Origin of the sequence: Peribacillus sp. TH27, from assembly GCF_016650915.1 — a bacterium.
Lineage (GTDB): Bacteria > Bacillota > Bacilli > Bacillales > DSM-1321 > Peribacillus > Peribacillus butanolivorans.
In genome coordinates, this window is the sequence record NZ_JAEKEV010000002.1 from 1,549,466 (window position 1) to 1,570,702 (window position 21,237).

Genomic DNA, 21,237 nt, shown 5'->3' on the forward strand with positions numbered 1-21,237 from the left:
TTCTCCCCTTGTTTTACCTTATTTTAATCTGATACTCTTTATCATTTTTATACCTTAAATAAAAATCAACCATAGCCGGAACACCTTTCCTGAAATTAGGGCAAACGATTCCAGAACCAGCTAAGTCTTTTTGGGCTTCCTTGCTATCAAACCGCCCCTTCCAAGTAAAATAATCCAAGGCTTCTTTTTCAACTCCTAAATACGCCCGCACCGGACGAATTGATAAAAACGCCTGACTCAATACCATTGGTACATAACCTTTTGGTTTTTTCTTATATAATTCTCCAACAAATAGTTCATAAACTTCAGTAGCCGTACATGGATTAGGATCGGTTAAATGATACGTTTTTCCAGCACTTTCTTTATATAATGCCAGATATGCAGTAGCCTGTATAATATAATCAATTGGAACCAGGTTCACGACTGTTTCCCTTTCTGAAGAAATATATGGAAATAAAGGGAGAAAGCTTAACCGATCAAGAAAATTAAGGATAAAATAGGGTCCATCAAATTTAATTGTTTGCCCTGTTTGAGAATGCCCCTTTACGATACCAGGTCGAATGATGGTAGTCGGAACCTCTTTTTTAAGCTCCTCGACCAATAATTCGGCGTCAAATTTAGTCCGTTCATAATGGTTCTTAAAGCTTTTTGGAAAGACCATTTCATGCTCGTACAGATTTCCTTCCCGGTTACCCGCAACATAAGCCGTGCTAAAATAGGTATATCGCTTAAGTTTAGTTAACCCTTTAACCCATTCATTTACATGTTTCGTACCCACGACATTAACTAGCTGAGCAATTTTTTCAGGGACAGCTAAATCGTATATCGCTGCAAGATGAAAAACATGGGTAATTTCTTGTTGAAGATTATGAATTAAATCAAATGGAATATCCAGATTTTCTTTCGTTATATCGCCTATCACCATTTCAAATACTATTTTTGCTCCATCCAGTTCATTTTCTATAGATTTGATTTCTGCTTCTGCTTTTATCTTTTGTTCAGGCAAAACAAGCAGGTAGATTTTATTTAAGGCATCATCACGCCTTAAAAGCTCCATGATCAACTGATTACTGATGAAACCCGGAAATCCTGTGAATAAATAAACATGCTCCATAGATTATTCCCCCTCAGTTTACCTACCTTGATTGTAAGTTACTTTACATATTATTACTATTTAAATGGAATATAATAGAAAAAAATACTTCCATTTTGAAGGAGTATTTGCATTTTCTATCGAAGGTACCTAGTAGGATTCTTCTTTAAAGAGTAATCTAGTAGATTGTCTATAAATTTATCAGATTAGGGGTTTAATAATAAGATTTAGAGGGTAAATTCATATATTGAATAAAAATTATTATCTATATAGGCGATTTTCCGTTACTATATAAGAAGGCGATTTTTTCGCGCATACATATTTGAGGTGAGCGCACAAGTGAAAAGAATAATTAAAGCATACGACTTCCCTATTTTTATCGCTGTCGTATTACTCTGTCTATTTGGTTTAGTCATGATTTATAGTGCGAGCATGATTACTGCAGTTGCTCGATACGGCCAGTCCATGGATTTCTTCTTTGAGAAACAAAAAATGGCCTTTATCATTTCTTTCTTAGCAATGATTGTGACGATGATTCTTCCTTATAAGATGTACAAAAACAAAAACTTTTTAATGTTAATGATGTTTGGAATGGCAGGTATCCTTTTGATGCTCTTCATCTTTGGCCATACTGCAGGAAATGCCACAAGCTGGTTTAAATTAGGTTCAAAATCTATTCAGCCCGCAGAATTTTCAAAGCTAGTCATGATTATTTACCTGGCAGCCATTTACGGAAAAAGACAGGATCGAATCAATAGTATTGATAAAGCTGTTATTCCTCCGATTTTCTTTTTAGTATTTATTTGTTTTTTAATCGGGATACAACCGGACTATGGAACGGCAGCCGTCATTTTCCTAATTTCAAGTACCATGATCATTTCCTCTGGAATGTCTTTTAAAAGCATCTTCAAACTCTCTTTAATAACACTAGTGTTCGTAGCTATTTTTGCTTTAGGAGTTCTTGTGACAGGTAATTTCTCATCCGTTTTATCTGAAAATAAAGTGTCTCGTTTTACCGGCTTTGCAGACCCTTTTGGTACAGCAGGAGAAGACGGATATCAGCTCGTGAATTCATTGTTCGCAATAGGTTCAGGTGGTGTAACAGGTGTCGGACTTGGGGACAGTGTACAAAAATACGGGTACCTGCCTGAATCACATACAGATTTTATCATGGCCATAATTGCGGAAGAGCTCGGAATATTCGGAGTAGCTTTCGTTCTTTTGACACTCGGTTTTATCGTCTTGAGGGGTTTTGTGCTTTCTGCCAAATGTAAAGATCCATTCGGAAGCCTGCTATTAATCGGCATATCATCCATGATTGGCATTCAAGTAGGCATCAACGTTGGCGGAGTGACTGGGCTTATTCCAATTACCGGGATTACCCTTCCATTTATCAGCTATGGAGGTTCTTCCTTACTACTGCTTATGATTTCAATGGGAATCTTCCAAAATGTCGTAATGCGAATGAATATACTTGAACAGAAAGAAAAGATTACTACCATCCCAAAAGAAGAGATAGCCTCTTCAAAATAAAACTCTAGTTTTTTATCCCCTGGCATTCTGTTTATCAGTATGTTGGGGGTTTTTAATTTACAGCAATTTAACTAAATATATAATACTGCTGTGTCTGTGATTAATATAACCTGGAATCAAATTCAACTAAAAAACAGGCGGTCGAAATCGACCGCCTGTTTTTTTACTTATAGTGTATCCCGATTTTCGTAAAGCCAGCAATTAAACTAAGTAAAGGACAAAGCAGACAGAAGAATGCAAATGGAGCATATTCCAAGGTTGAAACACCCAATACCTGTGTCAAGAATACACCGCAGACCCCCCAAGGAACCAAAGGATTCACAACTGTTCCCGCATCTTCAAGTACCCTCCCAAGCGTTTTTGGCTGCAAGCCTAAATCTTCATATTTCTGCTGAAAGGCTTTCCCAGGCAGTATAACTGATAAATACTGTTCCCCCACTAGGAAATTCACGCTGATTCCTGCAAATACGGTAGCTGAAATCACTTTCGCTACACTCGTCAATGAATCCTGGACCGCATTTAAAATAGAAGGGATGACCCCTAATTCAAACAATAGTCCGCCCATCGCCAATGCCAACAACACCATCGAAACGGAGAACATCATACTTTCAATGCCGCCCCGCGATAGGATTGAGTCAAGTTGATCCATTCCACTCTTCAGTACAAAACCGCCGTATAAGATATCCGCTAGCTTTGCAACGGTCAAACTTGGCGTTTGTATGAAAGCAATGACAGCGGCCGAAACAATTCCTGCTGACAAAGTCGGAATCGCCGACACCTTTTTCAAAGCCATGACTAGAACGATGACAAACGGAATCAAACTCCATATGCTAATGTTCGTTTCCATTTCCAAGGCTTTTGTCATTGCTTCAACCTCCTCAACACGAGCCAGTTTGACATTCGGTGAAAGGAAATAAAAGATAATAAGTGATATTAAAAAACCTGGAATCGTTGTCCAAAGCATATTATTAATATGTTCAAATAATGGTACTCCAACCGTTCCCGAAGCAAGGTTGGTCGAGTCGGATAATGGAGACATTTTATCCCCAAGAAATGCACCGGAAATGATTGCACCGGCTGTAATCGCCAACGATAAATCCATCGCCGCCGCCATACCTATGAAAGCAACTCCGATCGTGGCTGATGTTGTAAGTGAACTCCCGATACAGAGCCCAATTAGCGAACACACCAGAAATGTGACCGCATAGAAATATTCACCAGAAATCCAGTCAAACCCATAGTACATGATGGTAGGGATTGTCCCGCTTGCCATCCAGATCGAAATTAGCATTCCAATGAAAAAGAATATATAGATAGCTCCCATACCAGAAACTGCACCTTTGACGATAGCCGCCTCCATAATCGAAAATGGCAACTTCTTGAACTTTCCATAAACAAATAGAAATAGGATAGCAGCTATTATTGGAATATGGGGGGCAAGTCCATAATGTATGATACCAGTTGCAATGATTAAGAAAAGAATTGCCAAAACCCCAATTGCTTCAGGTAAGGAGAGTTTTAGCTTTGCATCTTCCAGACGCATGATGTATTTCCCCGCTTTCATGTTGTGTATTCTCTGAGGTAAGGATGGACCTTTTAATTCCTCACAATTGCTGAAACGCTTTTAAGTACTAAAGCACTAGATAAATATAAATGAGTTTCTTAAGATTGTCAAAGGAATAATAATCTTTTTTAGTAGATTTTGATTCTTAATAAAATCGACATTCTTCTCATAAAACGAAAACCCATACTTCGATTAGTACAGGTTCATAAATATCCTAAGATAACAAGGGAAATTACCCCACATTCCCAACGACTGACAGAATCAGCTTCCAAGTTCACCTTCACCAACCATTTCCATTCATTAAAGGCTCCTCTGATACAAAGAACTTTTCTCATAAAATTGAATATCAGTTCTCACGAGATACATAAATTATTGATCATGAAGTTCCTCCATTAATCTGCTCTTTAGGTGATTTCACATAAGAACAGGTAAATACAGCTATGGATACTTGGCTAAGCTACTATCAAAAAATCTTTCGATATTTAATAATGCTCCAGATAATAAAAAAAGCCCGCGTATATACACGGGCTTCTCCATTATTTCAAATCCATTGGATTATATAATTCCACGTCAGGATTTTTATCCTGGAACCAACGAAGTGCAAACTCATTTTCAAACAGGAAGGCGTATTTCTCAAAACGGTCTTTAACTAGTATGCTTCTTGAGCTGTGAAGGTTTTCATCAAGCTTTTCATCTTCGGCCCAGCGAGTGATTTTACTACCCATACGCTCCATCATGACCTCAACATTGTACTCATTTCTCATCCGATGCTCAAATACTTCAAATTGAAGTTGACCAACCGCACCAAGCAGGTATTCTTCCATCCGAACTGTTTTGAAGAGCTGAATGGCCCCTTCTTGTACTAGTTGGTTAATTCCTTTATGGAAATGCTTCTGTTTCATAACGTTTTTAGCTGTTACCCGCATGAATAGTTCTGGGGTAAACTGAGGTAACCGTTCGAACTGAAACATATCTTTACTTGTCGTTATAGTATCACCAATTTGGTAGTTCCCGGTATCATACAAACCAATAATATCTCCGCTTACTGCTTCATTTACCGTGTTCCGATCATCAGCCATGAATTGAGTTGAAGAAGAAAGATTAATTGGTTTACCTGTTCTGCTCAAGTTTACACTCATTCCACGCTCAAATTTACCAGAACAGATACGAAGAAAAGCAATCCGATCACGGTGTTTTGGGTTCATATTCGCTTGAATCTTGAAAATGAAACCAGAAAAATCATTGCTGACAGGACTCATTTCACCTGAAGTTGTCATACGGGCTTGAGGAGCAGGTGCAAACTGCAGATAAGCATCCAAAAACGTCTGAACCCCAAATGTTGTTAAAGCACTTCCGAAAAATACAGGGCTAAGTTTACCATTCGCAATGTTTTCTTCAGAGAATTGGTTCCCCGCTTCCGTCAACAGCATAATTTCTTCTAAAGTTTGCTCATACAACTGTGAATCTTTAAGTTCATGATCCACCTCGAGTTCACCCTCGTCATTCAATGGAAGGAAGCGCTCATCGCCTTCTGTTTTGAACTGTTCGATCCGATTATTAAACCTGTCGTAAATGCCGACAAAATCTTTTCCCATCCCAATTGGCCAGTTCATTGGGTATGTTTCAATGCCCAGTACTTCTTCAAGTTCAGCAAGCAATTCGAGCGGCATTTTCCCTTGGCGGTCCATTTTGTTGATAAATGTAAAAATCGGAATTCCTCTCATCCGGCACACTTTGAATAATTTAACCGTCTGATCCTCGATCCCTTTTGCCGAATCGATAATCATCACGGCGCTGTCAACAGCCATCAATGTACGATATGTGTCTTCACTGAAATCTTGGTGACCTGGTGTATCGAGGATATTCACACGGAAATCATCATAATCAAACTGCATGACTGAAGATGTAACGGAAATTCCCCGTTGCTTTTCAATCTCCATCCAATCACTTGTTGCATATTTCCCTGTTTTTCTAGCTTTAACTGTCCCGGCATCACGAATGGCGCCACCAAACAGTAATAATTTTTCTGTCAAAGTTGTTTTCCCGGCATCCGGGTGGGAGATAATTGCGAAGGTCCGTCGGGATTGAACCTCGTCTTTTAATGTAGTCATAAAATGTTCCTTTCATTATTGGAGTCATCACTAAATATATTTATAGGAAGGCTAATTAGATTTTTCACATTGGAATGTCAACCTTTCTTTGTATGTAAACCAACATACACAATATATGTATGAAAAAATATATCATAAGGCTTAAGCCTTGGCTACTCAGCATTCATTTCAATCAACCTTACTATTTTAACACGATATGAAGGAAAGATGTAGAGGTGAATGAATCACCTTAAGCGGATTTGATGTTATAGCAAAACAAAAGACGCTATATCAGCGCCTCTTATCCAAGTTCATATGGTTATCGTTCATTTACTCATAGTTTAACCAACTTATCTTGCTGTCTTCATTGCTTTTTGATTACGTTTGTTTTTCCAACGTTTCTTTACTTGTCTGAATATTATAGGAGCAGCAAAAACGACAGCTCTTTTTAATAATTTCTTCATTATTGATCAGTCCTTTCTTTCTTATCCTATACCCGAATATCTTTATAAAAAACTTTGATTCCAAGAGTTATTTTTCCTCTTTCAGCTTAAGTAAATCAATACTAGCTTTTGCTTACACCATTTTGACGTGAATTTTTTTACGCCAGGACTAAGGAAAGCTTAGATTCATCTCATTTTCAAGCACCTCATAGTTCAATATAATCCTCCTCATCATTAGGATTGGACCTCTCCCCCATAAAACAACCATAATATTAATTTCCCCAAATGAATATGTATAAATTACATCCTCTTGTTTTATCCTTTATAAAGGTGGGTATATACTAAAAAACTGGAAATTGTTCCAGAAGGTTCCGATACAGAACACCCCAGCTAAATACTTCCAGTAAAGATTCACATATTATCAAGTATCTTCGTATGATATTTCAACTTAAATGAGGGTATTTGATAATGTGTGAAATTGATTTTTTCCTGTAAGGAAAAACAGTCACCATTAATATTTTTAAAATTATTAGGAGGATTCATCGAATGACAGTAACAGGTAAAGTAAAATGGTTTAACAGTGACAAAGGGTTTGGATTTATAGAAGTACCAAACGAAGATGATGTATTCGTACATTTTTCCGCTATTCAGGGCGATGGTTTCAAGACTCTTGATGAAGGTCAAGAAGTACAATTTGAAATTGAAGATGGAAATCGCGGACCTCAAGCTAAGAACGTCATTAAACTATAAAGAATAGAAACCATATGCAAATGGATGCCGCCCAACCTGGACGGCATCCATTCCTTTTTAAGCAACTGCCTGCATTTGTAATGCGTACTTCAACTGTTTTCTAGCTCGAAATAGATTAACTTTGACAGTTGCTTGATTTATCTCAAGTATAGCGGCAATTTCACGTTCTTTTAATCCTCCATTTACCTTCAGCAGCAATATCTCCCTTTGTTTTTGAGTCAATTTACATAAGAGATTGGAGACATCTTCTTTTAATGTCCAAATATCAATACCGTTCTCCTCTACCACTTGTCTGCATGCCTGGCTCTCTACCCAATCCACCATCTCCTGCTGAATTAATTGGCATCCCCTTTTTTGCTTACGGGAAAAATCAATTGCTGTTCTCGTAGCGATGCATGCTAGCCATGCTCCTATCTTCTCCCTATTGTTGATCGTATGAAGTTTATTATAGGCTTTTATATAGGTTTCTTGGGTAATATCCTCTGCCAGAAAAGGACATTTAATAATCGCTAAGGCTATATAATAAATCCGCTTATAAAAGGATTGATAAACCAAAGTGAAATCTTGCGTTTGGCAATAACGCTTTTCTTTCACACTCGTTCCTCCTCGCATCTCATTCGTTAAAGTGCTCCAAAATAAAGCCGGGAACATGATCACCAGAAAAGCTCTTGATATCAATATTTCTGCTATCTTTATAATAAAAGGCAGCTAAATAATCTCCTCCCCAATCGATTTGAGCGTTATCAATTGCCGACTCGATTTCCGAGGTCTGATCAAGCTTTAAGCGATTTGACTGCTTCTCAATTCGCTGTACAACTTCACTTTCAGAAATCGAATTAAAAATTTGTGGATCAGTCTTTGCTACTAGAATATAAGAGATTTCATCAGCCGTTAACCTAGCCTCTTTTGCTTGCCCAGTTTGTTCCATCCAATTCGAAAACTGAGTATAAGAAGAATCCCAATTCAAATAAATAATATTGTTATTCTTCAAAAGAATGTCAATCGACGCATAATCTCCAATAGAATTTGTCATTTGAGCCAGCGACTGATTTTTCAGGTCTTCCGATAATGCCTGTATAGCTTCTTTAAGCTCCTGACTGTCCGTAATGTTTACAGATTTGTCCAATTCTCCGCTCGCAGTTATATTGATTTTAGAAACATCCTCAGTTGACACATTTAATAACTCATTAACGTTTTTTTTATATTCACTAGACTCATAGATTTTCGCCAGTAGTGGCAGGTATGAATCGTAGTTTTGCAAATGATACTCTCTTGCTATTCGTTTTCCATCCTTAAGTTCATACATAAGAAATACAGAGTGATTTATATTTAAATCACCAATGGAAGCCTTTTTACCTTTTTCGATAATTTGCTGATGCAATAACCTCAGCGCTTCTATATTTTCTTTTTCTTTCAAATAATTGAACTCACCATTTGAAGAGTTATCTTCATAATAGAGTAGTGGATTGTTTCCAATATAAATTTGGTTAATCATCTTTATATCAGGAACCTTTGACTCATAATGAACAGGATCTAATTTTAGGATGACAGCAAGCAAAATAATAACCGCCGCAAATGATACAAATCCTTTCAAATTGACACGGATTCGCCATGTCTTTTGCAGGACGATTTCACCTAGATAATATCCAATCAATGATCCGACAATATAGCCGAAAAATATCCATCCTAGTTTCCCTGTAGTTTCGCTAAAATAAAATCCTGTAAACAACATCATGCTTATCGTCAATCCGAACTTAAATAGCGGTTTTATCATAGGAAAAACAAATGCCTGTGAGACATGCTCCAACTTTCTCCGCTCATAGAGAAACAGCGAAATCAGTAGAAAAAGCAAGATTAATAGTCCATAGATTAATATATTAACTGAAAAAAATTCCATTTTTTCCATCTCAGTTGCAGCTAATAATGGAGAAATGCTATTGATATTGGCACTTAAATAATAATCTGCAGAAAATCCCGCTAGCAATAACTTCACATTAGCAACAAACAAAACAAATAAGCCAACCGGTAAAGCAAGCAAGATATAAGTTAGTAGGCCTTGCAAGGCAGATAATCCCGTAACCATTCCTACTAAAACAGCCACAGAAAAGATCATTGCTTCCATGAAAAATGTAATTCCCATCCAGGACCAAATATCTGCAAGGGTATACAGCCTCTCTACATCTATTGCCGAGTGGAACAATATCAATATTAAGCCTGTAAGTAAAATAGGCAGTATAATAAAGCCAATTCCCGTTCCAATCATATGAAAATAAATGCTGCGTCTAGTAATCGGTAAACTATGTATAAAGTCCGAAGCTTGTTTTATCTGCAAAAACCGAAATAGGAAGATGGCAAGCAACACTGGGATACCTATGACTAAGACGAATTGTATCATCTGCTGACTGGAAAAAAGATTTTCGAATTTTACATATTCACTATTTTCATTTAAAACAATCGTCAAAATTTCTAAAGGCAACGCAAAGATGAGGCCGATAAAATAAAGGAAACCTATCCAGCCGGAACATCTGAAAATATAGATAATCAGTTCTCTATTAAACAAGGTTATTCTGGATGACATAACCTATATCCCCCATTTCATAAATGAATATTTCCTCTAAAGTAAGGGGTAGCATATCGAATATTTCTGGTTGAAACTGATTAAAGTGGGATTCAATCTCGGATTTCTTACCCTTAACAATGCATACAATCACGCTGCCTCGCCTCTCCTTATTAAGAACTTGAACTCCGCGATAAATCCCGTAAGGAATCTTATTTTTGAAGGCAATCTGTACTTTATGTACATCCGCTTTTAAATCGTCCAAATCTTTTTGGATAATAAGTTCCCCTTTGTGTAATATTCCCACATGATCGGCTAAATCTTCAATTTCCCGGAGGTTGTGGGACGAAATCAAAATTGTCATTTTCCGTTCAGATACATCCTGAATCAACAACTGTTTCACGTTTTTGCGCATAACCGGATCCAGCCCATCAAAGGGTTCATCAAGAATGAGAACTTCCGGCATGGTTGAGAGAGCCAACCAAAAAGCAACCTGTCTCTGCATCCCCTTTGACAATTTATGTATTTTATTTTGAAAGGGAATGGGAAACACTTCCTGTAATTGATAGAAACGTTCTTGATTCCAGTCACTATAAATATGACTATAAAAGCCTGCCATTTGCATAATAGTATAGTTAGCCAAGAAATAAGGTGTGTCAGGAAGGAAGAAACAACGATTTTTCACTTCTCGGTTTTCAAAGACATGGGATTGATCAATAAGTACCTCGCCGCAATCCTGAATTAAATTGCCCGAAAGCATTTTTAAAAGGGTCGTTTTTCCGGCACCATTAGATCCTAACAACCCAAAAATTGAGCCTTCATGAATAACCAAGGTTACATCCTTGATTGCTTCTTTTCCTTCATATAATTTACTCACCTGTTTTATTTCAATCATGACTCTCCCCCCTTGGCTAAAGCACTAATTTCTTTAACTAACTTGTAGATTTCATTTTTATCAATTCCAATATACAGTGCTTCAGCAAGAACCTTTGTAAGTTCGGATTTTATCTTCTCTTCTTTTAAGGAATTCTTCAAAGTTTTAGGAGGTGCCACAAAGTTTCCTTTGCCCGGCAATGTATAAATATATCCGTCCAATTCAAGCTGTTTGTAAGCTTTTTGAATCGTATTAGGATTGATGGTCAATTTCTGTGCCAATATTCTAACAGAAGGAAGTTGATTATGTTCTTGCAAAACTTCATTAATCATAAGTTCCTTAATCTTATCCATCAATTGCTCATAAATAGGTTTTCTACTTTGCACATCCAACTCGAACATCATCACCCCCCTCTCTGCACATAGTGTATTACTCTTCCTAATACAGTTCATTATAAAACATTTTCTTCCAATTTAAAACCATTTTTTTGAAGTATTACATAGTTCATATTCTTATCCTACCTCTCATTCTTTTGTTTAATTAGCCTTGTATTAGGGAACTAAAGAATTTAAGAATATAAAAAGGAGTTGTTTTCATTGAAACCATTATATACAGCAGTCGTTACTGTACACGGTGGTCGTGAAGGACATGTGAAATCAGAGGATGGTATTCTTGATTTTGATGTAAGATCACCGAAGGAATTAGGTGGATCCGGTGAGAAAGCAACCAACCCGGAACAGTTATTCGCCGCCGGATATGCTGCCTGTTTTGACAGTGCATTGAATCTTGTCCTGCAGAAAGCAAAAAAGAAAGTTGATACTTCTGTGACCGCAAATGTCACAATTGGGAAAGATGAAGAAGACGGTGGTTTCAAATTGGCTGTCAGGCTGGATATCTCCATCCCTGATCTTAGCCGGGAAGAAGCAGAAGACTTTGCAAAAAAAGCTCACATGACCTGTCCCTATTCAAAATCAATTCGTGGGAATCTCGACGTGACATTGAATTTGGTATAAACATTCATTTTTTTTTAAAAGAATGGGCCCAGCCTTTGCTGAGCTCATTCTTTTTTATTTAACTCCTTCTAAATTCTTCATTTTCAATAGGAAGCATAGCCCGATTACTGTCATGATAATCAGTGAGCCTAATGCCATCCGGCTAGCCAGTGTGCCGAGGTCATGGAAAATTAACGTAATTGTTCCATACATAAGAGGACCTATTATTGAAGAAACTTTTCCTGAGAATGCAAAGAGTCCAAAAAACTGCCCCCTTTTCTCCACTGGTGTCAATTCAATAATGAATGTCCGGGATGTTACCCACATCGACCCGAGTGCAATGCCAAACATGCTCCCGGCAATCCAGAACCAAAGAGGCGTTTGGGCAAAGACCGCCACAAATAAGGCGACTAGGAGCAGAATACCCACATATGTAACTGCAAGCCGTGGGCCCTTTGCCTGAGTTATATACCCAAATAGAAACGAACCAATAATACTGGATACCGTTGAGACCAGATAAAGTAAAATGAATCCACCTGAAGAAAATCCAACAACGGTCTTCGCGTAAACGGCCATCATGCCAATTGTTGTCGCAATTGCATCATTTAAGAAAAAATACGCAATCATAAATGTGAATACTAATTGATAAGATCTCATCTCTTTAAATGTTGCTATAATTTCCTTATAACCTGAAAAAAAAGGTTGTTTTACCTTTTGCTGTTTTGGCGTATCTTTTAGAAAAAAGAATAATGGAAGGGAAAAAATCAGAAATAAGATAGAGGTGGGGATAAAGGCTTCATGTGAACTCCCTTTACTAATAAATGGATAGATGGACAGACCGACAAGCGTTCCAATGTAGCCTACAGCGACACCAAACCCTGATATTAGCGGCAATTGCTGCTTCGTGCCTAGATCGCTCATCATCGTATCATAGAAAACAAGACTTGAATGATAGAAAAACTTTGCTATCACAAATAAAATAATGACAATCACTAAGGAAATTGGGATACCAAGAAGATTTCCTTCCAACGATAGACCACCAAAAATCCCCATTAAAAAAGTCGCTGCAACTGAAACCAATGTGAAAATTATGATATATTTCTTCATCTTTCCTGTTCGGTCAATCATTACACCAAATAGTGGAGAAAACAGAACAAGAAATAAACTGGCAATCGCATTCGCATAAGAAATGAAGGTACTAGCAATCTGATCAAGAACAGCATTTTCTCCGATTTGTTCCTGAAGAAAGAAGGGAAAGAAAATTGTATTAATATTAGAAGAAAAAATCGTGTTGGCAAAATCGTAAAAGGCCCAAGAGAGAATTGGAAGGGAAAAATATAAACTTAGATTACCCTTCCATTTTTTAGAATTCGGTTTCAATTGCAGTTGCATCTGCCTTCCCCCTTATCATAGACTTAATTTATAAGTATTCCATACATACCTATAAAATCCTTTTAAGATAAAAAAACAATAATTAGCTGCATAATGAAAGCCAGATCCAATTCATGATTTCTTACCACTTAAAATACATGATTAAAAGAGGTTATCAGTATACAGAGGTCTTTTATTTTATTTATCATAGGGGTAAAAGATTGCAAAAAGTTTTGATTAATGTTAGCAAAGGGAGTGTGCAAGGTGATAGCATTTTTTCTTATCTTGGTAACTATACTGGTCCTGTTGGTGCTCTACTTAAAAAAAACGAAAAGTAACTTCCCAGACAACTTCACTATGCAGCATTCCCCCCTCAAGATTGGACATCGCGGGGCATCTGGATATTGCCCTGAGAATACGATGGCATCCTATTATAAAGCGATTGAATTGGGCGCTGATTTCCTAGAAGTCGATATTCATCTTAGTAAAGATGGTATCCTAGTGGTTCATCATGATTCTACACTCGATCGAACTACAAACGGAAAAGGAAACCTTCGAGATTACACAGTAGCTGAATTAAAGGAATTGGATGCTGGAAGCTGGTTTCATGCTCGTTTTAAGGACGAAAGAGTTCCTTTACTTAGCGAGATATTTGAAAATTTCCGGTCTGAGGTTGGAATATTAATAGAAATAAAGCATCCATCTCTTTACCCTGGAGTTGAAAAGAAACTTGCAGAAGAATTAAGCAAAAGAGAGGATTATACATCAGATAAAAAAAGAATTCTGGTTCATTCGTTTGATATGGAATCCATGAAAAGGTTTCATCAATTAATGCCAGACATTCCAGTCGGGGTATTGATAAAGCGGCGTATTTCTGATCAAAAATTGAAAGAAATAGCAGAGTTTGCTTCGTTTTTAAATCCAAAACAAACCATTTTGAGTACCAAGCTGCAAATGCGAATCCAAGAGCACGGGATGAAAGTATTTACATGGACCGTCAACAATAAAAAACAAATTCACATGTTAAAGAAGATGAAATTGGATGGAATCATATCCGATTTCCCAGATTATTTTATAGATTAAACCTCATAGGTAAATTAGTTTACAAAAAAACCAATCCACTTTTGTGGATTGGTTTTTTTAATAACATTGAAAAGAGCGTATTTCACTCGCGTCCGTTCCATAGTAGGCCCAACGTTGCTGACTTGGTCTCCATCGATATCCAGCCACAGAATTATAGCCAACATAGGTAGGGTAAAACCAAAATGAGCGGCCATTTATTAACCATACATACGTATTTTGGTATAAACATCCTTTCATTGAACCAGCGTCAATGGCCTTAATCATTCCACCAGGAAACTGTGGAATAAATAGCGGCGGCGCTTTGTGAGGAGGTCCTCCTCCTTGTGGTGGTCGAGGCGGTTGACCTCCTCCTCCTTGCGGTGGTCGCGGCGGCGGTTGACCTCCTCCCCCTTGTGGTGGCCGCGGCGGCGGTTGACCTCCTCCCCCTTGTGGTGGCCGCGGCGGCGGTTGACCTCCTCCCCCTTGTGGTGGTCGCGGCGGCGGTTGACCTCCTCCTTGCGGTGGTCCTGGTGGCCGCTGTCTTTCTCCTAAAACCTGATTTCCTAAATGATATGGGTCCGACAAGAAACCATTGTCAATATATGTGGTATATTCATTTGGATAAAGGTTATTTTCAATACCGTTATAGTCGTTTTGTTGATTAGATGGTTCGTATGATTTCATACCTTTTCACCTCATATTTGAACTTCATTTATCCATATGTAGACGAATGACCATGTGTGCTTTATTTACCTCTCTTAATGCAGCTTTCTAATGATGTATTAATGATCAGAATTATATATCAGAAAAAATTACCTGTTTATTTTTTGAAAAAATCCCTATATTTTTAGCATTCTTGGCCTAGAATTTGTTATAGTGTTACTAGTGATTTATATTTTGAAAAATTATATAGTCGCTATTTGGCTCTAAAGCGTTTCTCTTGTTAGCCGAGAACCAATCTTACAATTTTTTTATCTTAGAAAAAACGAGGGATTCCTATGTGGGAATTATTGTTAGAATTTGATTATCAAACCGTTCGCCATGCGGTATGGGCAGGATACTTGTTTACCTTTGTCTTTCCACTGGCAGCGTTTTACTTCTTAAATAAAAAGCAGTCACTCTTAAACGATAAATATCAAGCTTCTGTTCATTCAGGTCATGGTGAATCCGCTGTTTATACAGGTAGCATTTATGACTGGCGTGGAGCACAGCGCTTTTTCACTTATATTCGTCAAAAGGACTCGCCTGATGATTCAGATGAGCCAAGCCTCCTTTCCATTGTTTAATTAAAAACAATTCGAGGAGGAAATTATTTTGAAAAAGAAAAATATTTTACTTATTTCAGCTCTATTTTTATCAACCATCCTGTTGACAGGATGTTCGGCAGCTACAAGCGGCCCATTTCATACTGCATTGGTTAACCCAATGACAAAGATGCTTGAATTTAATGCTAATTTATTTAACGGGAACTATGGTCTAAGCATCATTATGATGACATTTTTCATACGTCTCGTTTTGCTTCCATTGACTGCCAAGCAATATAAAACACAGCTCAGTATGAAAACCAAAATGAATGGGCTAAAACCAGAAATGACAGCAATACAACAGAAAATTAAAGAAACAAAGGATCCAGCAAAACAAAAGGCTCTGCAACAGGAAATGATGCAGCTTTATCAAAAACATGGAGTCAATCCTTTAAATATGGGCTGTCTTCCACTTTTGATTCAAATGCCAATCTTAATGGGCTTTTATTATGCGATTCAAGGTTCTCATGAAATTGCGACACATAGCTTCCTGTGGTTCAGCCTTGGCCAACCGAATATCGCCATGGCAATCATCGCCGGCGTCATCTATTATTTCCAATCGGTCATTTCAATGAGACAAATGCCAGAGGAACAGCAGAAACAAATGAAAATGATGAGCCTGCTCTCACCAGCAATGATTTTATTCATTTCTTTCTCTGCGCCTGCTGCATTACCTCTTTATTGGTCAATAGGTGGATTATTTATGATTGTTCAGTCTATTGTACTTCAGCGAGTATATAAGAAAGATCAACCCGCTGTCACTGTCGTAAAAGAAACGATTATGAAAAAAAGCTAATCCAAATTGGATTAGCTTTTTTTCGTTTATTTAACCATAATAAATACAAAAATTGTAGGTTCATTCTTTCTTTCCAAAAAAATAAAAAATAATAAACATGTCAATAAATTTCTGCGAGCATGTATTTTTAATTCTTTATTACCATTTTTAATAATCTAATACAAAGAAAGTTCTTTTGACACTCGTATAATAGTATATTTTTTCTATAATTTACCATTATATTTATCACGAAGAAAGGTATAATTCCTTATTTTCCCAAAATATACATTCCTACAATATGTTCATTTTCGATAATCCGAGTTTTACATCCCAAAATATGACAATTTTCTTGTTTACCTGTTCGTTATCATTAAAGGAACATCAGTGTTCTACATACTGGCCATCTAGAAAGAATGGAGGTGCATTGTACCTGTAGACTGGTCGAATTTTTTGTTCTTTGAAAATAGAATAGGGGGAAAAAAATTGCAAAAAAAACGAAGAACGAAATGGTTAGCGTTAATATTCGCTATCATGCTTATTGGATCGCTGATAATTCCAACAAACTCTATCGCAGCAACTTCAAACAAAATCCATACCTCCGCTAAAGATGAATTAACGGGGAAGAATCAAAAGAAAGTCGCCTCAAAAGTACTTACTCAGTTTAAAAAAAATGATCAGGTAACGTTTCTCGTTAAATTCAAAGAGCAAGTAGACACCAAAGACGTATCCTCAAAGGCTGCAAAAACAGCAAAATCACAAAAGTTATCTGCGAGTAATTCAAAGTTACTTAAACGATCAAGTGTAGTATCTGAGCTTCGTGCTACAGCTCTTCAAACACAAGCGAATATTAAAAACTACTTAGATAAGCAAGAAAAAGCTGGTAAGGCGAAAGATTTTCAATCCTTTTATATTGTTAATGCGATTGCCGTGACAGCTACAAAGGATGTTATGGAGCAAATCGCTGCTTTTCCTGAAGTAGAAAAAATTATGCCAAATGAGACTAGGCAGCTAATTCAGCCGGCAAGTAAGACTGCAGCTGCAAAGACCCTTAAAGGCTCAGAAGCGAGCAAAACAAAAGCCGATACCTCTTCAATTGAGTGGAATATTGAAAAAATCGGTGCTCCTGCTGTATGGAACATGGGCATTGATGGAGCAGGAACGGTTATTGCTTCTATCGATACAGGTGTCCAATGGAACCACCCGGCCTTGAAAACAAAGTACCGCGGGTATAACCCTGCCAATCCAGATGTTCCAAATAATGAATATAACTGGTTTGATGCTGTAAGCGGACAAGCTTCACCATATGATGATTTAGATCATGGAACTCACACAATTGGTACGATGGTGGGCTCTGAACCAAATGGTGCAAATCAAATCGGAGTTGCTCCAGGTGCCACATTCATTTCAGTTAAAGCCTTTTCTAACGATGGCGGTTCAGACATTGATTTATTAGAAGCAGGCGAATGGGTTATCGCTCCAAAAGATGCTGCTGGTAATCCTCATCCTGAGAAAGCACCAGATGTTGTCAATAACTCTTGGGGCGGCGGAGCTGGACTCGACGAGTGGTATCGCCCAATGGTACAAGCATGGAAAGCTGCCGAGATATTTCCTGAATTCTCTGCTGGAAATACCACATTGTCTAATCCCGGCGGTGCTGGTTCAGTAGCAAATCCAGCAAACTATCCAGAGGCCTTTGCCACTGGAGCAACAGATCTTAACAACCAAGTTGGCAGTTTCTCTTTACGTGGTCCATCTCCATATGGAGAAATTAAACCTGACATCTCCGCACCAGGCGTTAACATTCGTTCTGCCATTCCTGGCGGTGCATATGAAGGCGGCTGGAATGGCACTTCAATGGCAGGTCCTCACATTTCAGCGGTTGCTGCTCTATTACGACAAGCAAATGCCAGCTTAACTGTTGACCAGCTTGAGGAAATCTTACTTACAACTTCCACTCCTTTGACAGACAATAATTATCCGACAAGTCCCAACCATGCTTACGGCTATGGCCTTGTTAATGCATTTGATGCAGTTTCCTCTGTTGTAAGCGGACTTGGGAAAATTGAGGGTAAAGTTACCAAAGCTGGAGATGACTCAGAAGCAGCTGTCATTTCCCATAAGGCACCAAAAAATTCGTATAAAAAAATGGATATAACACTTCAAGCTGAAGTGTCAGATAATGTAAGTGTCACTACCGTTAAACTTAGCTACCAAAAAGCCGACGGAACTTGGGTTGAAGTCAAGGCTGAGAGAACGAGCGGTGACTATAAATCAGGAACGTATGAAGCCACGATTCCAGGCTCAGAGCTGACTGAAGATTCAGTCGCTTATAAATGGACCGCAACTGACTTCGGAGGCTCAGTAACAGCTACTGACTCTTATACCGTTGAGCTATTGCCAGGAATCAGTGTGGGTTATACAGAGGACTTTGAACAAGATCCTATTGGATGGACCTCTTCCGGCACAAACAATAACTGGGAATGGGGTATTCCGACAAGTGGACCTGGCTCTGCAGCATCAGGTCAAAAGGTTTATGCTACAAACCTGGCTGGAAACTATGCTAATAGTGCCAATATGAGCCTATCCATGCCTCCAGTCGATGTTCCTGAAGGCACAAGCTATTTACAATTTAAACATTGGTTCGAACTTGAAAAAAATTATGATTTCGGACATGTATTTATCTCTACAAACGGAACAAACTGGGTACAAGCGGCTCGTTTTAATGATAAGTCAAATAGTTGGATCGATGGTGAAGTTAACTTAAGCCAATATGCTGGAGAAAGAATCTATATTGCCTTTAATGTCACATCTGATGGTTCAGTCCAAAAACCTGGCTGGTATATTGATGATGTTAAATTGGCTGATACTTCCCTGCAGCCGGCTGCAAAAGCTAAAACAGGACTAGGCGTTATCAAGTCTGACTCTTCTGTTTCAGCTAAGCCAAAAGTTGACCCTGATAAAATTAAGCCAATTGCAGATAAAGTGAAAAAAGCACCTGAAAAAGACCAGCCTGCCCCAGTACTTCTTCCATTACAGGCACAGGTCAGTGTTTTAGAAACTGGAAGATCTGTTTATACAAACCCGCAAGATGGATCTTACCAACTTACGCATGCATCAGGTTCATACACATTGCAAGCAGAAACATACGGTTATCGATCACAAACAGCAACAGTCAACGTCGAACAAGATGCAACATCAACTGCTAACTTTACGCTTCAAGAAATTCCAAAAGGAACAATCAACGGTACAATCACCAACAAAATTACTGGCGAACCAGTCTCTGGTGCTACCGTATACTTTCTTGAGGATGCCGCTATTAAGCCAGTGACTACAAATTCGGACGGTGAATACACTCTATCCGCTTATGAAGGAAAATATACTTTGAAAGTCATGGCTCCTTCTTATTACGGCAGTGAAGCATCCGTAACGATTTCGGACGGTAACAGCTCTAGGAAAGATATTGAACTGAAACCGTTCATCGGGTACCCAGATGAGATTAAGTATGACGACGGAACAGCAGAAAACGCCCGAGCCTTTAATACGGCAGGCAATAGCTGGGCTGTGAAAATGTCGTTAGCTTCGGGAAATAAAACGGCAAATGTAACCGGCGCCCTTTTACGTTTCTGGGATACCACATGGCCTGCTCCAGGCGGGACTGAATTCCAAGTTTCGGTGTATGATGCATCGGGAACAGATGGGTCGCCAGGCAAAAAAATCGCAGGTCCTTTTAATGAGACTGCGTTGCGCGACGGTCAATGGACACATGTTGATTTGAGCGAACATGGAATCATGGTTGAAGGTGATTTCTTTATTGTTTATACCCAAACAAAGGCCAATCCGAATGCACCAGGATTAGCTACTGATGAAGATGGACCAAATGCAGGACGAAGCTGGCAGGGAGTCAGCAATTCATGGTCGCAATCCCCAACTGAGGAAGGAAATTATATGATTCGTGCCACTGTCGATTACGAAGTGAAGGAACCTGTAATTATCTCACCTAAAGACGGTGCTTATTCAAATCAAAAAGAAGTAACGGTTGAAGGTACATCTGCACCTACAACAAAAGTAGATATTTTTAACAAAGGGGAGAAAGTAGCAAGTACGGATTCTACTGATAAAGGAACCTTCGCTGTTCCGGTCACATTAAGCAACGGTGAAAATACTTTGACAGCAAAAGCTCGGACAAGCCAAGGTTCAACTGAGGCCTCTTTGCCTGTAAAGGTGATATTGGATACCGCTAATCCGGAACTAGCAATTACTTCACCTACAGATGGCAGCAAAGTAAATCGTGAAACAGTTACTGTTAAGGGAACAGTTTCGGATGATAATCTTAATTCAGTTAAAGTAAACGGACAGAAGGCCGATGTGAAAGATAACACCTTCTCCTATCGCCTTCTACTGGACAAAGGAATCAATAAAATTAAGGTGGTTGCTCAAGATAAGGCAGGCAATAAAGTCACTAAATCTGTCTCCATCGATGTAAAATATACCGCTCCAGAAATTTCCGATTTAGTGCCAAATGAGGATAAAATCTTAAAAAGCGGTGAATCGGTTAAAATCGAATTCGACAGTGAACCTGGCTTGGCAGCAAATTTCTCCATTTTGATGCCTCTGACAAATGCAGGAGGCATTGCGAATGCAACTGAATTACCAATGAAAGAAACATCTTCAGGACATTATGTCGGCTACTATACCGCCACAACGAATGTAAAGGCACCTGGTGCTGTTGTGGAAGTAAAAGCAGCAGATAGCTATGGTAATATTACAACACAAAGAGCGGCAGGTAAGCTTTGGATTAACGCTAAAAAGTAAAATGCAAAAGCCATGCT

The 21,237-nt window shown here is 38.4% G+C and carries 16 protein-coding genes; 7 read left to right on the top strand and 9 right to left on the bottom strand.

Going from position 1 to position 21,237, the window contains the following annotated elements:
* Window positions 1-13: 13 nt before the first annotated feature.
* On the bottom strand, window positions 14-1,114 hold the full coding sequence (locus JFU24_RS08875) for an SDR family oxidoreductase (protein ID WP_201221561.1): 1,101 nt from the start codon (window positions 1,112-1,114) through the stop codon (window positions 14-16).
* Between the two features lie 318 nt (window positions 1,115-1,432).
* Between JFU24_RS08875 and JFU24_RS08880 the strand changes: the two genes are divergently transcribed.
* Window positions 1,433-2,626 carry an FtsW/RodA/SpoVE family cell cycle protein gene (locus JFU24_RS08880; RefSeq protein ID WP_313889033.1) on the top strand — a complete coding sequence of 398 codons (1,194 nt, stop codon included), beginning with the start codon at window positions 1,433-1,435 and terminating at the stop codon, window positions 2,624-2,626.
* A gap of 163 nt (window positions 2,627-2,789) precedes the next feature.
* Here the strand turns inward: JFU24_RS08880 and nhaC are convergent, their stop codons facing one another.
* Together nhaC and JFU24_RS08890 are read right to left on the bottom strand one after the other, a co-directional pair.
* On the bottom strand, window positions 2,790-4,169 hold the full coding sequence (gene nhaC, locus JFU24_RS08885; protein ID WP_201221563.1) for a Na+/H+ antiporter NhaC: 1,380 nt from the start codon (window positions 4,167-4,169) through the stop codon (window positions 2,790-2,792).
* 557 nt (window positions 4,170-4,726) lie between these two features.
* Window positions 4,727-6,301, bottom strand: a complete 1,575-nt coding sequence (locus tag JFU24_RS08890) for a peptide chain release factor 3 (protein ID WP_053345100.1) — start codon at window positions 6,299-6,301, stop codon at window positions 4,727-4,729.
* 968 nt (window positions 6,302-7,269) lie between these two features.
* Here JFU24_RS08890 and JFU24_RS08895 point away from each other — a divergent pair.
* Window positions 7,270-7,473, top strand: a complete 204-nt coding sequence (locus tag JFU24_RS08895; protein WP_201181683.1) for a cold-shock protein — start codon at window positions 7,270-7,272, stop codon at window positions 7,471-7,473.
* Between the two features lie 57 nt (window positions 7,474-7,530).
* Here the strand turns inward: JFU24_RS08895 and JFU24_RS08900 are convergent, their stop codons facing one another.
* From JFU24_RS08900 to JFU24_RS08915, 4 genes are read right to left on the bottom strand one after another with little or no spacing between them, the layout of a single operon-like run.
* Window positions 7,531-8,067, bottom strand: coding sequence for an RNA polymerase sigma factor (locus JFU24_RS08900; protein WP_201181684.1), 537 nt, complete (start codon window positions 8,065-8,067; stop codon window positions 7,531-7,533).
* Between the two features lie 19 nt (window positions 8,068-8,086).
* On the bottom strand, window positions 8,087-10,051 hold the full coding sequence (locus tag JFU24_RS08905; protein WP_201249860.1) for a DUF6449 domain-containing protein: 1,965 nt from the start codon (window positions 10,049-10,051) through the stop codon (window positions 8,087-8,089).
* Window positions 10,026-10,925: an ABC transporter ATP-binding protein gene (locus tag JFU24_RS08910; RefSeq protein ID WP_053345096.1), complete on the bottom strand. Its 900-nt coding sequence runs from the start codon at window positions 10,923-10,925 to the stop codon at window positions 10,026-10,028. Before JFU24_RS08910 ends, JFU24_RS08905 begins: the two co-directional genes overlap by 26 nt.
* Window positions 10,922-11,305, bottom strand: coding sequence for a GntR family transcriptional regulator (locus JFU24_RS08915; protein WP_053345095.1), 384 nt, complete (start codon window positions 11,303-11,305; stop codon window positions 10,922-10,924). Before JFU24_RS08915 ends, JFU24_RS08910 begins: the two co-directional genes overlap by 4 nt.
* Before the next feature lie 195 nt (window positions 11,306-11,500).
* On the opposite strand from JFU24_RS08915, the gene JFU24_RS08920 reads away from it, so the two are divergent.
* A complete protein-coding gene (locus tag JFU24_RS08920; RefSeq protein ID WP_053345094.1) occupies window positions 11,501-11,917 on the top strand; it encodes an organic hydroperoxide resistance protein in 417 nt (138 codons plus the stop codon).
* Window positions 11,918-11,971: 54 nt separating this feature from the next.
* On the opposite strand, the gene JFU24_RS08925 is transcribed toward JFU24_RS08920, so the two are convergent.
* Window positions 11,972-13,288: an MFS transporter gene (locus JFU24_RS08925; RefSeq protein ID WP_201221568.1), complete on the bottom strand. Its 1,317-nt coding sequence runs from the start codon at window positions 13,286-13,288 to the stop codon at window positions 11,972-11,974.
* A 243-nt stretch (window positions 13,289-13,531) separates the two neighbouring features.
* Between JFU24_RS08925 and JFU24_RS08930 the strand changes: the two genes are divergently transcribed.
* Window positions 13,532-14,350: a glycerophosphodiester phosphodiesterase family protein gene (locus JFU24_RS08930; protein ID WP_201221570.1), complete on the top strand. Its 819-nt coding sequence runs from the start codon at window positions 13,532-13,534 to the stop codon at window positions 14,348-14,350.
* A gap of 57 nt (window positions 14,351-14,407) precedes the next feature.
* Here the strand turns inward: JFU24_RS08930 and JFU24_RS08935 are convergent, their stop codons facing one another.
* Complete coding sequence (locus JFU24_RS08935; RefSeq protein ID WP_242485308.1) at window positions 14,408-15,013, bottom strand: transporter; 606 nt, start codon at window positions 15,011-15,013, stop codon at window positions 14,408-14,410.
* A 314-nt stretch (window positions 15,014-15,327) separates the two neighbouring features.
* On the opposite strand from JFU24_RS08935, the gene JFU24_RS08940 reads away from it, so the two are divergent.
* The 3 genes from JFU24_RS08940 (at window position 15,328) to JFU24_RS08950 (ending at window position 21,220) form a co-directional block, all read left to right on the top strand.
* A complete protein-coding gene (locus JFU24_RS08940) occupies window positions 15,328-15,615 on the top strand; it encodes a hypothetical protein (RefSeq protein ID WP_201181692.1) in 288 nt (95 codons plus the stop codon).
* 28 nt (window positions 15,616-15,643) lie between these two features.
* A complete protein-coding gene (yidC, locus tag JFU24_RS08945) occupies window positions 15,644-16,429 on the top strand; it encodes a membrane protein insertase YidC (RefSeq protein WP_056530728.1) in 786 nt (261 codons plus the stop codon).
* Between the two features lie 462 nt (window positions 16,430-16,891).
* Complete coding sequence (locus JFU24_RS08950; protein WP_201249861.1) at window positions 16,892-21,220, top strand: S8 family peptidase; 4,329 nt, start codon at window positions 16,892-16,894, stop codon at window positions 21,218-21,220.
* Window positions 21,221-21,237 lie beyond the last annotated feature (17 nt).

Bases quoted from the DNA above. Each gene is read 5' to 3' on its own strand.
- JFU24_RS08895 (WP_201181683.1), top strand. From the start codon at position 7,270: ATGACAGTAACAGGTAAAGTAAAATGGTTTAACAGTGACAAAGGGTTT.
- JFU24_RS08910 (WP_053345096.1), bottom strand. From the start codon at position 10,925: ATGATTGAAATAAAACAGGTGAGTAAATTATATGAAGGAAAAGAAGCA.
- nhaC (WP_201221563.1), bottom strand. From the start codon at position 4,169: ATGCGTCTGGAAGATGCAAAGCTAAAACTCTCCTTACCTGAAGCAATT.
- JFU24_RS08935 (WP_242485308.1), bottom strand. From the start codon at position 15,013: ATGAAATCATACGAACCATCTAATCAACAAAACGACTATAACGGTATT.
- JFU24_RS08915 (WP_053345095.1), bottom strand. From the start codon at position 11,305: ATGTTCGAGTTGGATGTGCAAAGTAGAAAACCTATTTATGAGCAATTG.
- JFU24_RS08875 (WP_201221561.1), bottom strand. From the start codon at position 1,114: ATGGAGCATGTTTATTTATTCACAGGATTTCCGGGTTTCATCAGTAAT.
- JFU24_RS08940 (WP_201181692.1), top strand. From the start codon at position 15,328: ATGTGGGAATTATTGTTAGAATTTGATTATCAAACCGTTCGCCATGCG.
- JFU24_RS08890 (WP_053345100.1), bottom strand. From the start codon at position 6,301: ATGACTACATTAAAAGACGAGGTTCAATCCCGACGGACCTTCGCAATT.
- JFU24_RS08905 (WP_201249860.1), bottom strand. From the start codon at position 10,051: ATGTCATCCAGAATAACCTTGTTTAATAGAGAACTGATTATCTATATT.
- JFU24_RS08925 (WP_201221568.1), bottom strand. From the start codon at position 13,288: ATGCAACTGCAATTGAAACCGAATTCTAAAAAATGGAAGGGTAATCTA.